General features: G+C 66.0%; 13 protein-coding genes and 1 pseudogene. 6 read left to right on the forward strand and 8 right to left on the reverse strand.

Annotation, left to right across the window (positions count from 1 at the left end):
* Nucleotides 1-28 precede the first annotated feature (28 nt).
* Genes K3A84_RS00105 through K3A84_RS00120 form a run of 4 tightly spaced genes read left to right on the forward strand, consistent with a single transcriptional unit; the run spans nt 29 to nt 5,205 of the window.
* Nucleotides 29-2,461 carry a TonB-dependent receptor gene (locus tag K3A84_RS00105; RefSeq protein ID WP_225007028.1) on the forward strand — a complete coding sequence of 811 codons (2,433 nt, stop codon included), beginning with the start codon at nt 29-31 and terminating at the stop codon, nt 2,459-2,461.
* Between the two features lie 18 nt (nt 2,462-2,479).
* Nucleotides 2,480-3,289: an enoyl-CoA hydratase/isomerase family protein gene (locus tag K3A84_RS00110; protein WP_225007029.1), complete on the forward strand. Its 810-nt coding sequence runs from the start codon at nt 2,480-2,482 to the stop codon at nt 3,287-3,289.
* Nucleotides 3,286-4,251, forward strand: coding sequence for a quinone oxidoreductase family protein (locus tag K3A84_RS00115; RefSeq protein WP_225007030.1), 966 nt, complete (start codon nt 3,286-3,288; stop codon nt 4,249-4,251). Before K3A84_RS00110 ends, K3A84_RS00115 begins: the two co-directional genes overlap by 4 nt.
* Nucleotides 4,252-4,275: 24 nt before the next feature.
* Complete coding sequence (locus tag K3A84_RS00120; protein WP_225007031.1) at nt 4,276-5,205, forward strand: glutathione S-transferase family protein; 930 nt, start codon at nt 4,276-4,278, stop codon at nt 5,203-5,205.
* Between the two features lie 580 nt (nt 5,206-5,785).
* On the opposite strand, the pseudogene K3A84_RS20605 reads toward K3A84_RS00120, so the two are convergent.
* The 5 genes and pseudogenes from K3A84_RS20605 to K3A84_RS00145 form a co-directional block, all read right to left on the reverse strand.
* Nucleotides 5,786-6,004: pseudogene (locus K3A84_RS20605) on the reverse strand (glutathione S-transferase family protein); the annotation flags it as partial.
* Nucleotides 6,005-6,018: 14 nt separating this feature from the next.
* Nucleotides 6,019-6,417, reverse strand: a complete 399-nt coding sequence (locus K3A84_RS00130; protein ID WP_225007033.1) for a hypothetical protein — start codon at nt 6,415-6,417, stop codon at nt 6,019-6,021.
* On the reverse strand, nt 6,410-7,951 hold the full coding sequence (locus K3A84_RS00135) for a pyruvate, phosphate dikinase (protein WP_225007034.1): 1,542 nt from the start codon (nt 7,949-7,951) through the stop codon (nt 6,410-6,412). The genes K3A84_RS00130 and K3A84_RS00135 overlap by 8 nt, the downstream gene beginning before the upstream one ends.
* A 13-nt stretch (nt 7,952-7,964) precedes the next feature.
* Nucleotides 7,965-8,570, reverse strand: coding sequence for a hypothetical protein (locus K3A84_RS00140; RefSeq protein WP_225007035.1), 606 nt, complete (start codon nt 8,568-8,570; stop codon nt 7,965-7,967).
* Nucleotides 8,567-9,319 carry a PEP-utilizing enzyme gene (locus K3A84_RS00145; RefSeq protein WP_225007036.1) on the reverse strand — a complete coding sequence of 251 codons (753 nt, stop codon included), beginning with the start codon at nt 9,317-9,319 and terminating at the stop codon, nt 8,567-8,569. Before K3A84_RS00145 ends, K3A84_RS00140 begins: the two co-directional genes overlap by 4 nt.
* Before the next feature lie 144 nt (nt 9,320-9,463).
* Here K3A84_RS00145 and surE point away from each other — a divergent pair, with 144 nt between their 5' ends.
* Both surE and K3A84_RS00155 read left to right on the forward strand, forming a co-directional pair.
* The gene (surE, locus tag K3A84_RS00150) at nt 9,464-10,294 is read left to right on the forward strand and encodes a 5'/3'-nucleotidase SurE (protein WP_225007037.1); all 831 of its coding nucleotides are present in this window, start codon (nt 9,464-9,466) and stop codon (nt 10,292-10,294) included.
* A gap of 10 nt (nt 10,295-10,304) precedes the next feature.
* Complete coding sequence (locus tag K3A84_RS00155; RefSeq protein WP_225007038.1) at nt 10,305-11,006, forward strand: GntR family transcriptional regulator; 702 nt, start codon at nt 10,305-10,307, stop codon at nt 11,004-11,006.
* Between the two features lie 6 nt (nt 11,007-11,012).
* Here the strand turns inward: K3A84_RS00155 and K3A84_RS00160 are convergent, their stop codons facing one another.
* The 3 genes from K3A84_RS00160 to K3A84_RS00170 are packed head-to-tail and all read right to left on the reverse strand — an operon-like array spanning nt 11,013 to nt 15,263.
* Nucleotides 11,013-12,239, reverse strand: coding sequence for a thiolase family protein (locus K3A84_RS00160; protein WP_225007039.1), 1,227 nt, complete (start codon nt 12,237-12,239; stop codon nt 11,013-11,015).
* Nucleotides 12,239-13,795, reverse strand: a complete 1,557-nt coding sequence (locus tag K3A84_RS00165) for an AMP-binding protein (protein ID WP_225007040.1) — start codon at nt 13,793-13,795, stop codon at nt 12,239-12,241. Before K3A84_RS00165 ends, K3A84_RS00160 begins: the two co-directional genes overlap by 1 nt.
* 13 nt (nt 13,796-13,808) lie before the next feature.
* Entirely contained in the window at nt 13,809-15,263 is a 1,455-nt protein-coding gene (locus K3A84_RS00170; RefSeq protein WP_225007041.1) for a pyruvate carboxylase, read from the reverse strand.
* Nucleotides 15,264-15,268 lie beyond the last annotated feature (5 nt).

Raw genomic sequence — 15,268 nt, forward strand, 5'->3', positions numbered from 1 at the left:
GACAAATTCATAAAAGGGGGAGGACGAAATGTCCGCAATCACGATCAACCGTGCACTTCTAGCGACCGGTTCCGCGCTCGGCCTCGTGCTGGCCGCGCCGCAGGTTGCCTTCGCCGCCGACGACCAGACCGGGGCCAACGATCCCGTGGCCGCGAATGGCCCGTCCTACGGAGAGATCATCGTCACCGCGCAGAAGCGCGAGCAGAAGCTCTCCGACGTCGGTCTGACCATCTCGGCGATCAGCCCGGATGCTCTCAAGGATCGCTCCATTCAGTCGCTGGCGGACGTGGCCGCGGCCGTGCCGGGCCTGTCGTTCATCAACAGCGCCAACAACACGCCGGTCTACAACCTGCGTGGCGTCGGCTTCTACGACACCTCGCTGGGCTCGTATCCCACCACAAGCGTCTACCTGGACCAGGTGCCGTTGCCGTTCCCGGTGCTGACCAACCTGACTGCGTTCGATCTCGAGCGCATCGAAGTGCTGAAGGGGCCGCAGGGCACGCTGTTCGGCCAGAACTCGACCGGCGGCGCGATCAACTACATCGCCGCCAAGCCGACCAAGGAGCTGAAGTATGGCGCCGAGGCCAGCTATGGCCGCTTCGACGACTTCATCGGCAGCGCCTATATCAGCGGCCCGCTGTCCGACACGGTGCGCGCGCGCATCGCGGTGAAGGGCGAGAAGGGCGGCCCCTGGCAGTATTCCTATACGCGCCCGAACGAGAAGAATGGCCGCAATAAGAACATCGCCGGGCGCCTGCTGGTGGACTGGGATGCGTCGAGCAAGCTCAAGTTCGAGTTGAACCTCAACGGCTGGCAGGACCAGAACCAGCCGCAGGCGGTCGCCTATTCCAAGTTCAACGTGCAGGCGATCACCAACGTCTCCGATGCCGTGCGCAACTATCCTTTCGCACCGACCGACGATCCGCGCGCGGCGGACTGGAGCGCCAACAACGGGATGTTCCGCAACCTGAAGTTCGGGCAGGCCTCGCTGCGCGGCGACTGGGAGTTCGTGGACGGCGTGGCGCTGACCTCGATCACGTCCTATGTCGGCTTCACCGAACGCGGCGCGCTCGATCAGGATGGCATCAACTACCAGGACATCGACCTGCGCTTCTTCCGCGGCAACATCCAGTCGTTCTCGCAGGAACTGCGCCTTGCCAACACCGACAATGGCCCGCTGAAGTGGATCGTGGGTGGAAACTTCAGCAAGGACCACGTCTTCTATCGTGAGAACATCGTCTATGGCGATGGCTCGGGCGGCAACAACCAGTCGGCACCTTACCAGATCGAATCCTCGGAAAACTATTCTGACCAGCACATGAAGAACTACGCGGCCTTCGCGAACGTCGAATACAAGGTCGTGCCGCAAGTGACGCTGAAGGCGGGCATCCGCTACACCAAGGCCGAACGCCGCGCCGACATCTGCAATCTCGACGGCACCACCACCCGCGACGGGGGGCCTGCCAACCGCAACTTCCCGGTGGGCGGTGCGAACCGGCTGTTCAACCTGCTGGCCGACCTTTTGGCGCCGGGCAACGACTACCCCGACATCCAGCCCGGCCAGTGCTTCAACCTCAACGATCCCAGCCCCCTCAACCCGATGGCGAACCCGGCGCGACCCTATGAACCGGGGCTGTTCCGCAGCTCGATCAACGAGGACAACGTCTCGTGGCGGCTGGGCGTTGACTTCAAGGTGACGCCGGACGTGCTGCTCTATGCCAACGTCTCTAAGGGCTACAAGGCGGGCGGCTTCGGCAACATCAATGCCGCGATCAACTACCAGTTCCGCCCCGTCGTGCAGGAATCGATCCTCGCCTACGAAGGCGGCTTCAAGGCCTCGCTGGCCAACCGTCGGGTCGCTATCAACGGCGCGCTGTTCTACATGGACTATAAGAACAAGCAGCTGCGCACGAAGGACATCAACCCGATTTTCGGTATCATCGACGCGCTCAACAACGTGCCCAAGTCGCACCTCGAAGGCGGTGAGATCGAGGCGCACGTCTACCCGGTCGATGGCCTCGAGCTGGGCGCGGCGGCCACCTACATCAAGTCGGAGATCGACAAGTATTCGGGCATCAACGCCGGCGGCGTCGTGGCCGACTTCTCCGGCTCGGTGATGCCGTTCACGCCCAAGTGGCAGGTCGCGCTCAACGGTCGCTACGAAACCCCGGTGGCCGATGGCATCAAGGCCTTCGTCGGAGCGCAGATGAACTATCGCAGTTCGACTTATGCGGTGATCGGCGGCGGTATCGGGCTGGCCGACGGCTACGAGATCAAGTCGTTCACCACGGTCGATGCGCAGCTCGGCATCAAGTCAGACAAAGGCTGGCGCGCGATGCTCTGGGGCAAGAACCTCGGTTCGACCTACTACTGGACCAACGTGGTGGCCGGGCAGGACCAGGTCGTGCGCTACGTCCAGAAGCCGGCGACCTACGGCGTCACCCTCGGCTTCGACTTCTAAGGCAGGGGGAGCCTTCACATGACCGACCACATCCGGCAAACGCTTGAAGACGGCATTCTCCGCCTGACCAAGACCAACGTCGAAAGCCGGCAGGGCGTCAGCCTGTCAGTCCTCGCCGGGCTCTCGGCGGCGTTCGACCGGGTGCGGCAAAGCCCCGAAATCCGCTGCGTCGTGATCGACGCAGCGGGCGACGGGTTCCACAACGGCGCGGTCATGCTGGGCGAACTGGCCGACGACTGGAACGACCTGACGCCTGCAGATTATCGCAAGATCATCGATCTGGGCCACGGCGTCGGCCGCCAGATCGCGGCGTGCGAGGTGCCGGTGATCGGCATCGCGCCTACCGGAGGGCTGGGCGGTGGGCTGGAACTGCTGTGCCGCTCCGATCTCGTCTATACCACCGATGGCGCGCGCTTCAGCTTTCCCGAGGTGACGCTCGGGCTGGTCGCGGGATGGGGCGGCACGCAATGGGCGGGCCGTCTCGTTCCCTTCCGCAAGGCGCAGGAATTCCTGCTGCTCGGCGAGGAAATCGACGGGCGCGCCGCCGAGGACTGGGGCCTTGTCACCCGCTCCTTCGCCGATGCCGCCGCGCTCGATGCCCACGTCGTCAAGGTGACCGAGCGCTTCAAGCGCTGCGCGCCGGTCTCGGTGAAGTGGCACAAGGAATGCCTGCGCGCGCTGTGGCAGAAGAGCCTGACCGAAGGCGAGGCGGTGGAAGCCGTGGCGGTGCCCGCCGCGATGGAGACGCGGGCGTGGTTCGGCCCGACCGCCGCCTTCTTCGAGGGCAAGGGCTGGGACTACACCAAGAACGAGGCGATCGAGGCATGAAGGCTGCCGTCATTCACGAACAGGGTGGCCCCGACGTCCTGCGCTATGAGGACACGCCTGATCCCGTGCGGGGGCCGGGTGACGTGGTGATCGACGTCGAGGTCATCAGCCTCGAGGGCGGGGACCTGCTAAATCGGTCGATCCTGCCGGTGGCGCACTTTCCGCACGTGATCGGCTATCAGGCTGCGGGGCGCGTATCGGCGGTGGGGGCCAAGGTCACGCGCTTCAAGGTGGGCGACCGCGCGGTCTGCTTCGCCTTTTCCGGCAGCCACGCCGAAAAGTTCTGCGTGCCGGAACACCACGCCTTCGCCGTGCCAGATGAGCTCGATATGCGCATCGCGGCGACGATGCCAGTCACCTTTGGCACCGCCGACTACGCGCTGTTCGCAGCGGGCGATCTGAAGGCCGGTGAAACCGTGCTGATCCAGGGCGGTGCGGGTGGCGTCGGCCTCGCCGCGATCCAATTGGCCAAAGCGGCGGGCGCGCGCGTCTTCGCGACGGCGCGCAGCCATCATGCCGAGGCCATGCGCGCCTATGGCTGTGACCTGCCAATTGCTTACGACAAGGAAGATTTCGCCGAGGTCATCGCCGCCGAGACCGGGGGGCGCGGGGTCGATCTGGTGGTCGATCTCGTGGGCGGCGATGCCGCCATGGTGTCGAGGCTGATTTCGGCCGTCGCCTATCGCGGGCGGCTGTCTGTGGTGGGGCTGTCGAGCGGGGAAGCGCCGTCGATCCCGTTCTGGGAGATCGTGCCCAAAAACATGGCGGTGCTGGGCGTGCTGTTCGGCGCCGAAATGCATACCCCGCGCGCCCACGCGATGCTCGAGCGCCATTTCGCCAGCGCGGGGGCGGGCAAGCTGACGATGCCGATCGCGGCGGCGTTCCCGCTTGCCGAGGCGGCGGCGGCGCATCGCTTCGTCGAGGAAACGCGCCCGCTTGGTCGCGTGCTGCTGCTTCCCTAGAACCCCGTGCAGGGAGAGCCTTCCATGAGCGTCAGCGCCACCGACCTGATCGTCCACCAGTACAACCTCGAACCCGCCTTTTCGCGCAAGACGCGCGCGATGCTGGGTTTCAAGGACGCTGCATGGTTCGCCTGCGACCATTCCACGATCCTGCCCAAGCCCGAACTGGCGGCGCTGACGGGGGGCTATCGCCAGATCCCGGTGGCGCAGGTGGGGGCCGACATCTACTGCGGCAGCGAACTGGTGATGGACGTGCTCGAAGCGCGCATTCCCGAACCCTCGCTGACGCAGGCGAGCGGGCCGGGGCTGGGCCGGGGCCTTGCCTACTGGGCCGAGGATACGCTGTTCTGGCTGATCGTCCAGATCGTCTGCGGATCGGACTTCGCCTCGACCGAGCGCCCCGATTTCGATGCCGACCGCAAGCTGATGCTGCCCGGCATCTATGACGTGGCGGCGATGCAGGCGGCGCTGGCGACCAACATTCCGGTGCTGCGCGCGCATCTCGATCTGATCGAGCGGCAGCTGGCGGACGGGCGCCCGTTCATGCTGGGCGATGCTATGGACATAGCCGACATCTCGCTTTGGTTCCCGATCGACTTCCTGCGCCACTGCCGCAACGGCAACGAGCGCATTCCCGACGAATACCCGGCGATTGCGGCCTGGATGGGCCGTGTCGAGGCAATCGGCCATGGTCGGCGGCAAGAGATTTCGCGCAATGAGGCGCTGGCCGTGGCGCGGGCTGCAACGCCCACCGTGCGGCGGATCTCGACCGTGCGCGAAGGGCCGCAACCGGGCGACACAATCCGCTTCCAGTGGGGCGCTTACAGCCCGATCGACCTTGAAGGCGAAGTCGTGGAAGCCCATCCGCGCACACTGGCCGTGCTGCGCTCCGATCCGCTGGCGGGCGAGGTGGTCGTCCACGTACCTCGCAGCGCGGGCGTTCTCATTTCCTGAACGGCGACAGGCTCGCCAGAGGCGCAAGGTCGGTGAAGCGGATGGTGTCGGCGGCAAGGCCGTTCGCCACCACCACCGCACCGCCCGCGCGCATCATCCATTCCAGCCGGTGATCGCGGTAGTGGCGACGTAGCAGCCCTGCATCGAGCGCATCGGCCACGGTGTGCAGCAATTCGCTGCCCGCCTGCGATTCCGCGAACGTTTCCGCCACCGTCGGGCGCGCCGAGACGCGCGCGAACCAGCGCCCGAGTGGACGCGACGGATCAAGCGCCACACCGTTGAAGCGCGACCCTTCGATGAACGGCGCGACCACCACGTCGCCAAGGCCGAAGGCAGGGCCGCCGAACCACGGGTCGGCGCCCAGTTGAAGCTCCAGCCAATCGTGCAGCACGGCAAGGTCGGCGCGTGCGGCCGCGAACAGCGTTTGGGCAAGACCTTCGCCCTGGCCGCGTTTGAAGTAATTGAGTTCGAACAGGCCCCAGTTCACTGCCTCATAGTGGGTGTCGCAAACGTCCTCGATCATCCGCACCCGGGCCCGCGCGGCTGCGCTGGCCGGGCGTAACGGCACTTCAGGAAAGCGGTCCTCCAAGTATTCAAGGATCACCGTGGAATCGAACAGAACCACGTCGCCTTCGACGAGCGCAGGCGCTTCGGAGCGCGGGTTGGCAGCGATCAGCGCGTTCGAAACGCCCACCCCGATCCCGTCGGGCACTGCCGCGTCGAAAGGCAGCCCCTTTTCGCGCAGCGCGATCTTCACCTTCTCGACGAAGGGAGACAGCGGCGTGGACCACAGGAACATGCTCAATGGTGGGCTCAACCCGCGACGGCGGCCAATGCCACCACGGGCTGGCCAAATTCGATCAGCGCGCCCAGTGCATGGTGATGCGTCACAACTTCGCCGTCGCTCTCGGCCATGATCAGCGTTTCGCGGTCAAGCACGCGCAGCGTTGCAACAGCCTGGCCAGCCGATACGCGCTTGCCCACCGCAGCGACATCGGCCAGCGTGCCAAGGTGTGGCGCGGCCAGATCGTTGGCCGGGCCAACAGCGGCGGGAGGGGCCACCGCCGCCGGTTGGGCGGCGTAGCGCACCGTTGCGTCGCGGCTTAGGAACAGCGAGAGCCGGTCCGTCCGCACGTCGAGTGCGCGCGCCTTGGAATGAGCGAAAGTGCGCAATAGCGCGCGGGCTTCGTGCAGCGGCGTGGCTTCAGCCATGATTGGTCCCCAGTACGGCAAGATCTTGTGCCTCGGGCACGGCGATGTAGCGCGTGTCGCCCGCTGCTTCGGCCCAGGCCAGCAGCTTCGACAGCCAGGGATGGTCGTTGGCCTCGGGGGCGATCATCGGCAGGGTGCCGGCATAGACCCTGCCCCCTCCATCGACGGTCACGACCTGTCCCGCCAGCGCCATTACGCCGCCGCCGCAGCCGACCACGCAGGGGCGGCCCAGCGCGCGGCTGACGACCGCGGCATGGCTGGTCGCGCCGCCTTGCGCGGTGATGATCGCCTTGGCGGCGATCATGCCGTGGATGTCGTCGGGGCTGGTGGTCTCGCGGGCGAGCACCACCGCTTCGCCTGCACGTGCGCGCGCTTCGGCCTCGTCGGGAGTGGTGACGACCACGCCGCTGGCGACGCCGGGGCAGGCGCCTTCGCCGCTGGCGATCGCGGTCAGCGTATCGGCACTGTCCACCGCCAGACGCGGGCGCAGGATTTCGAGCGTCTGCTCACGCGAGACGCGGGCCAGCGCTTCAGCGCAGTCGATCAGACCTTCTTCGGCCATTTCGACCGCGCAGCGCACTGCGGCTTCGGGCGCGCGCTTGGCCGAGCGCGCCTGCAGCAGGTAGAGCTTGCCCTTCTGCACGGTGAACTCGATGTCTTGCATATCGCGCGAGTCCTGCTCGAGCGTTTCCGAGGCGGCGAGCAGCTGATCGTGCGCCGTGCGCACGCGCTCGTGCATGGCTTCAAGGCGCAGCGGGGTGAACTTGCCCGAAACGACATCCTCGCCCTGTGCCTTGGGCAGGTATTCGCCGAAAGGCACGCGCTCACCCGAGAGCGGATTGCGGCTGAACAGCACGCCGGTGCCGCTGTCCTCGTCGAGGTTGCCGAATACCATCGCCTGGATGGTGACGGCGGTGCCGAGATCGTCGGGGATGCTGTTGTGCTGGCGATACTTGCGCGCGCGGCGGCTGTTCCAGCTGTCGAAGACGGCTCGCACAGCGGCCTTCAGTTGTGCGCGCGGATCGAGCGGCACGTTCTGGCCGGATGCGGCTTCGATTTGGGCGCGCCATGTGGCCGGATCGGCACCTGCTTCCAGATGCGCAGGGGCTCTCAGGACGATGCTGGCGAAGAGTTCGAGGAAGCGGCGGTGGGTGTCGCGGGCAAAGCCCGGCTCACCGCTTTCGGCGGCCAGCGCGGCTTCGGTCTGATCCGAGATGCCGAGGTTGAGCACGGTGTCCATCATGCCCGGCATCGAAATTGCCGCGCCGGAGCGCACCGACAGCAGCAGCGGGGTGCTGCCGTCGAAGGTGCGCCCGGTCTGCGCTTCCAGCCAGGCGAGGCCATCAGCAATTTCGGCATCGAGGCCTTCGGGCCAGCCGCCGTCCTGATAGGCGGTGCAGGCCTTGGTGGTGACAACGAAGGCCGGGGGCACCGTCAGTCCCAGCGAGAGCATTCGGGCGATCGACCAGGCCTTGCCGCCGATCAGCGCGCGGTCGGGCAGGACCTGCCCATCGAGTTTCAGAGTCCACGACATCACTTCATTCCCATCATTCAACGCGCGTCTGGCCCATGATCCGCAGCAGGTCCTCGTGCAGTTCGAACCAGACAGTGTGGTAGCTGTCGCGGTGGATATCGCTGACCCACTCGGGTTGGCCGGATTCGACCCTGTCGAGCGCGGCTTCGAGCTTGCGGCCATAGATCGCCATGCGCGGCAGTCCGCGTGCAAGGCCCGCCAGCACCGTCTCGGCGCGTTCGTGCAGTGTGCAGAGCCGGTCGATTACCTTGTCGTCGTAGTCGGGATCGCTGTGGTCGTTGACCCGGCGTTCGCCGCGCACGTTCATCGTCTGCCAGTCGGTGATGACGGACTTGAGTTCGGGATTGATCCGTTCGAACCCATGGTACGCGGCGGCAAAACCCGCATCGGCGCGCTGGGCGGCGAAATCGACTTCGTACCGCGATTGCAGCGCGACGCGGGCGAGCGGGGTGAGAGTGTAGGCACCCTGCGCCTCGATCGCGCGTCCCGAGGCGACGGCCGTGGCGAGCTGTGCCTGCGCCGCGTCAGGCGAAAGGCCGGTGAGGTCTGCCACGGCTTCAGCCTTGGCGTGGCGCTTGATGGCAAGGCCGTGGAGCGCGAGGTTGCGATCGTCCATCATGCGGCGTCTCCCACGATCCAAACGCGACCGGTGCGCTCCGTGGCGGTCTGGTAGTCTTCGGTTGTGCGGGGGGGGGCGGTGGCTTCCATCTCCACCGTATCGCCATCGCGAATGCCGCTCAGCTTGGCGTTCATGAAGCAGGGGATGCCATATTCGCGCGACAGGATGCCGAGGTGCGATCGTACCGTGCCGCCCGCGCAGAGGATGCCGGCGAACTGTTCGATGATCGGCGCCGTGAGTGTGCCGCCCGAATCGTCGATGATCGCGATGGTGCCCGACGGCACGCCTTCGGTCAGGTAGGCCAATACGCGCTCGTTGGTGCGGATGTAGCGCGCGGTGCCGGTGACGTTGGCCTCGTGCCGGACAACGTTATCGCCCTGGCCCGCCAGCGCGCGGCCTTGTTCGTCTGCTTCGGCGGTGACCGCCTCGGGGTGATCGAACACCACCGCGCTGCTCTGGTCGCCGCCGCCCTTGTAAGCTTCAGGACGTTCGGCGAGCGAGATCGCCGCCGACCAGTCGAAGCGGTGCCCGGCATCGAGCAGGGCCTGTTCGACGACAGCAACGTCGTCCTTCGTGACGTTGCAGCCCAGCCCGGCAAAGGCGAAGTCGCCAAAGTCCGTGCCGCCGGCGGCCAGATGGGCGTCGAAAGCGGCGCGAACCTTCTGGTGGAGCAGGCCGAGCGTCGCTTCCACGATCGGGCTGGCGGGCGGCGGGACGGGCCGCATCTGGTCAATCGGCAGGCGTGCCATGGGGAAACCTCTCCTTCGTATGCTGCGACAATTCCACATTAGCGACGCCCGAACGACTGACGAATTTCTGTCAGTCGATCATCTGTCGTTTTTGTCTGACAAAGATGGTGACAAGGCAAGCGATTGAAGGTTAGGATTGGCGCTATGAGTGGAATGGAAGGCATTGCAGGCAAGCGGATCCTGATCGTCAACGACGACGGTATCGACGGCCCCGGCATAAAGCTGCTGGAAAGCATCGCGCGCGAGTTTTCGGACGATGTGTGGGTTGTGGCACCCGACGAGGAGCGTTCGGGCGCGAGCCAGGCGATCTCGATCTCGCATCCCATCCGCTACAGCCAGCGCGACGAGCGCCACTTTGCGGTGCGCGGCACGCCCACCGATTGTGCGCTGCTGGGGATCAACGTGTTCCTCGAAGGGCGCAAGCCCGACATCCTGCTTTCGGGTATCAACGCCGGGCCGAACCTGGCCGAGGATGTCCACTATTCGGGCACTTGCGCCGCCGCGAAGGAAGGCGCGCTGCTGGGCATTCCCTCGTTCTCGCTGAGCCAGATGCGGTCCTATGGGGTGCCGACGCTTTGGGAAGCGTCGGAGACGCACCTGCCGGGGATCATGGGCAAGCTGCTGGGGATGGACTGGCTGCCGGGCAGCTTCGTCAACATCAACGTGCCCAACCTGCCGGCCGCACAGATCGCGGGGGTGAAGGTCACGCGGCAGGGTCAGCGCCTGCCCGGTGGGTTCCTGCCGGTGCGCCGCGTGGACGAACGCACGGTGCCCTATTTCTGGGTCAAGATCAGTCCTAACGCGCCCGAACTGGTCGAAGGCACCGATCTGCACGCGGTGGCCCACGGCGCGATCTCGGTTACGCCGATGCAGCTCGACCTGACGCACACGCGCATCGCGGCGGAAATCGCCGGGATGTTCGGCGATGCGGACCTGACGGCGGCCGTGGTTGCGGGCGCGGAAGCGTGCATCTAGGGATGGTGGCGTGAACAAGACCGAGGTGATTTCCGATGCCGAAACCGGCGAGGTCAAGGACACCATCCAGCGCCTTGCCGATGGCATCATCTATTGCATCCGTGCCGGGCAAATGGTGCCGGGCCAGCATCTGGTCGAAGCCGACCTTACACGGCGCTTCAACGTCAGTCGCGGCTCGCTGCGCGAGGGCTTGAAGCACCTCGCCGCCGACGGCATCGTCACGCTCACCCGTTTTCGCGGCGCGTTCATCTCGGCGATGGACCGCAAGGCTGTACATGACCTTCTCGACGTGCTCGAACCGCTCTGCTCGCTGGCCGCGCGGCTTGCGGCGGAACGCGGCGGCACGCCCAAGCAGATGGAAACGCTACGGCTCATAGCGCAGGAAATCGCCCGGCGCGGCGCTGGTGCACAAATCGCCTCCTATCTCGAAAACCGCCGCCATTTCTACGATCTGTTGATCGAGATGGGCGGCAACGGTGAACTGGGCCGGGTGATCCCGCTGACGCGCACCGATCTGTTCCGCGCTCAATTCGACAAGGTCCAGACGCGCGAGCAGCAAAAGCGCCATGCCGTCGGCTATGGCCGCATTGCCGAGGCGGTTGTCGCGCGCGATCCAGGTAAGGCGGAAAAGGCCGTGCGCAAGCACTTCATTGGGACGCGCGCCACCGTCGACGAACTGCCCGACGAAGCGTTCAGTGCGACATATGTCTGAGCGGGGCTACAGCCGCTCCAGAATGGTCACGCAGGACATGGCATCTTCCACGCCGTAGAACCCGCCGCTGTTCTCCGCGAGCGCAATCTTTGCGCCTTCGACCTGACGCTGACCTGCAAGCCCACGCAGTTGCGTGACAAGCTCGTGGATCTGGGCAAGGCCCGTCGCCCCCAGGGGATGGCCTTTTGAGACAAGCCCTCCCGATACGTTGATCGGGCAGCGTCCGCCCAGCGAGAGTTCCCCGCGCAGCGCCGCGGGACCTGCCTCGCCGGGCGAGGCAAGGCCCACCGCCTCGATCTGGACGACTTCTCCCGAGGAACTGGCATCGTGGACTTCAGCAAGCTGGATGTCCTGCGGGCCGACGCTCGCATCCTCATAGGCAAGCCGCGAGACCCGTCCGCTGACATGCGCTGCATAGTCCGCCGGATCGCGGTCAGTGCCGGTCAGCGAACGGCAGGCGCGGATGCGGATGGCTCCGCGCGCGGCGAAGCGGGGCGTAAGCTCTGCTGCACAGACCACTGCCGCACTGGCCCCGTCGCTGATCGGCGCACACATCGGGACGGTCAGCGGCCAGGCTACGGCGGGCGCGGCCATGACCTCCTCGATGCTCATCGCGTTGCGGTACTGCGACAGCGGGTTCCACTGCGAATGCATGTGGTTCTTGGAACTGATCGCGGCGAAGTGCTGCTGCGTGGTGCCATAGGTCGCCATATGCAGGCGGGCCTGTGCGGCATAGGCCTCCATCAGCACATTAGGGCTAGGGCCATCGAAGCCTGCCGGAACCGGGGCAAGGCGACCGGTCGTGGTCGTGAGATAGCGCTGTGCTTCCACGACATCGAGTGGTTGCTGGAAGACCGCGAGCCGCTTGTCGCGGTCATCGTTGTAGAGCTTTTCGGCACCCACCGTGAGGACCACATCGGCAATGCCCGTGCGGACGAGATCGTAGGCTAGGTGCAGTGCCATCGTCCCGCTCGCGCAGGCCGCTTCCACCCGAAACGCGCGCACGCCGGTGATGCCGAGCGGACGCAAGGCGTATTCGCCGGGTATCGACATCTCGCCCGTGACGAAGGCCTGCACCACGTTGGCGTAGACCGTGGTGTCGAGATCGGAGGCCACGATCCCGGCATCGGCCATCGCTTCGCGCGCGGCCTGCTGGATCAGGTCTGTGTGGGTCAAGTCGCGGTGACGGCCGAAGGGCGTCATGCCCACGCCGATGATGTCGACGGCGCGCATCAGATCGTCCTCTCGCGGTTCTGCCAGTAGGGCTTGCGCAATTCGGCGCGCAGGACCTTGCCCGCGTTGCTGCGCGGCAGGCTGTCGATGTAGGTCAACTGCTTGGGCGTCTTGACCGCGCCCAGGCGTTCGCGCGCAAACGCCAGCAGGTCCTCGACCGGCGGCGGGGTGACCCCGGCGCGGCATTCGACCACGGCGGTCACCTGTTCGCCCCACTTGTCGTCGGGAGTGCCGAAGACGGCGCAATTCTGCACGGCGGGGTGGGCGTGGAGCGCCTGTTCGACTTCCGCCGGGTAGACGTTGAAGCCGCCCGAAATGATCATGTCCTTCTTGCGGTCGACGATGAAGAACCAGCCGTTGTCATCGCGATAGCCGATGTCGCCGGTGTGGTGCCAGCCGAAGCGTGAAGCCTCCGCCGTGGCTTCGGGGTTCTTGTAGTAGCCCGCCATCACCAGCGGTCCGCGCACCACGATTTCGCCGTGCTGGCCGGGGGGAAGCAGGTTGCCGTCATCGTCCATGATCTCGACGCGGCTGAGCAGGTTGGCCTGACCGCACGAACCGGGATGCGCCAATTCACCATCGGCGCCCAGATGCAGGTGCGGCGGCATGGCGGTGACGCACATCGGGCTTTCGGTCTGACCGAAGCTGGCGTTCATCACCGGGCCGAACACTTCGATGGCCTCTTTCAGCCGGTCGAGCGACATCGGCGCGCCGGCATAGGAGATGTATTCGAGGCTGGAGAAATCGCGGGTTCGCACGCCGGGATGCGACAGCAGCATGTAGATCGCCGTGGGCGGCAGGAACATGTAGGTCACGCGGTGCCGCTCGATGGCGTCGAGCACGGCGGCCGGCTCGAATTTCGGCAGCACCACCACCGTTCCCCCCAGCGCCATGCTGGCGAGCGCCAGCGGCCCAGCGGCGTGGGTCATCGGTGCGGCGACAAGGTTCACCGGCGGCTGCTTCATCGGCATCGAAGCGACGAGGCTGGAGACCAGCGATTGCCACACGAGGTTGGTCAGCATCACCCCGCGCGAACGCCCCGTGGTGCCCCCGGTGTTCGCGAGGAAGGCGAGATCGTCGGGCGCGCCGCTGCGGCGTTCGGGCACTTCGCCGTCGCCCGCCGCCGCGATCCAGTCGCCGAGGAAGGCGTCGGCTTCAGCCAAAGGCACGTCGATGCTGACATAGCGACGGATGTTGGGGCACTGCGCGCGGAACGCCGTGATGCGGTCGGCGACTTCGGAATGGAAGAACAGCGTGTCCACGTCGAGCAGGTCGAGCAGGTAGGCGTTTTCATCCACCGAGGCGCGGTTGTTGGCCATGGTCCACACGCCATCGGCGCGCAGGATGCCCAGGATCGCCTCGAACGCGGTGGGATCGTTGCCCGAAAGCACCGCCCCGTGCGCGCCGGGGGCAAAGCCGTCCGCGATCAGGGCATGGGCGATGCGGTTCGATCGCTCGCGCACCTCGCGGTAGCTGCGGCTGCCCGTATCGGTCACCATGCAGGGCCGGTCGGGCGCATTGCGCGCGCCCCGGTCGAAGAAGTCGATCATGCGCATCGTGTGTCGCCCGTCAGTTGCGCAGCGTCAGGTCGAGCGCTTCGGTCTTGAGCCGCACTACGGGCGCGGTCGCCACGCGCATCAGCTTTTCGACCTGTGCCAGTTCGGGCGAGGACAGCATGGGGAAGTCCTTGGCGGGCGGGCCCGACTTGCGCATCCGGGCAATGTCGGAGGCCGGAACCAGCGCGCGCAGGATCAGCTCGTCCTCGTCGTCGGTGCCGTGCTGGCGCTTGAGGTCGGCGAGGGTCGGTTCGGGCGGCGGGTTGTCGAAGATTTCCTTCGCACGCGGGGCCGAGGCGATGCGGTCCATCACGTTCGGATCGATCGGCGCGGGCGGCTCGCCATAGTAGCCCGCCGCATACTGGATCACCTCGTCGGGGATCGCGCCATAGCGCTTGCCGGTGACGATGTTGAGCACCGCCAGCGTGCCGATCAGCTGGGCAAACGGCGTCGCCATGCCGGGATAGCCCAGCTCTCGCCGCACCGCGCCCACTTCCTCGAGCACCACGGGCAACTGGTCTAGCATGTTCTGCTGCGCCAGCTGGTTGCGCAGGGTGCCCATCATGCCGCCGGGGATCTGGCTGGTCAGCGAGGTGACGTCGTATTCGTAGGACTGGTCGTGCAGGTAGCCCGCAGCCTTGGCCACCTTGCGGAAGTGGTCCGACACTTCCTGCAACTTCGACGTGTCGATGTCGTGGGTGTGGCCCAGCGCCTCCATGTTCTTGATCATGATGTCGATCGAAGGGATCGACGGGCCGTTCGCCATCGAGCGCGCAGCGGTGTGCAGCACGGTCACGCCGAATTCGACCGCATCGCAATAGGCCTTGGCGCTCTGGCCCAGCATGTTGTTCGAATGCAGCTCGATCGGCTTGCCGCGCGCCTTTGCCTTGATCGCGGGGATCAGCGTCTTGATCCGGTCGCGATCGAGCACGCCGCCGGTATCGTAGAGCAGCAGGCTGTCGACGTCGGGCAGCGCGGACAGCTTGTCGGCCTTGTCCGCCCAGAACGCATCGTCATGCACGGGCGAGAGCGTGAACAGCATCGTCGCGGCGACCTTGCAGTCGTACTTCTTCGACAGCTTGGCGAGGCGCGCCATCTTGTCGACGTTGAACAGCACGTCGTAGATCCACCACGAGCGCACGCCGTGGACGCACAGGCGCTCCATCCACAGGTCCATCAGCACCTGCGGGGTGAAACCGAACGTCACCGAGCCGTTCGAGCGGATGCCGCCGCGCACCGGGGTGTGCTTGATCTGGCTCATCATCAGGTCGAAGCCCGCCCAAGGGTCTTCATGGCAATGGCGGGTCAGCACTTCGAACAGCGAGGAGCCGGCAAGGCTGATCGTGGAATAGCCGGTCTTGTCGATGGTCGGCAGCACCGGATAGGCCTGTCCCGCCTGCATCCGCATACCCCAGAGGCTTTGCTGGCCGTCGCGGCAGGTTTCGTCGAGGAAGCTGATATGCGCCATGGCTT

Source organism: Novosphingobium percolationis (genome assembly GCF_020179425.1).
Lineage (GTDB): Bacteria > Pseudomonadota > Alphaproteobacteria > Sphingomonadales > Sphingomonadaceae > Novosphingobium > Novosphingobium percolationis.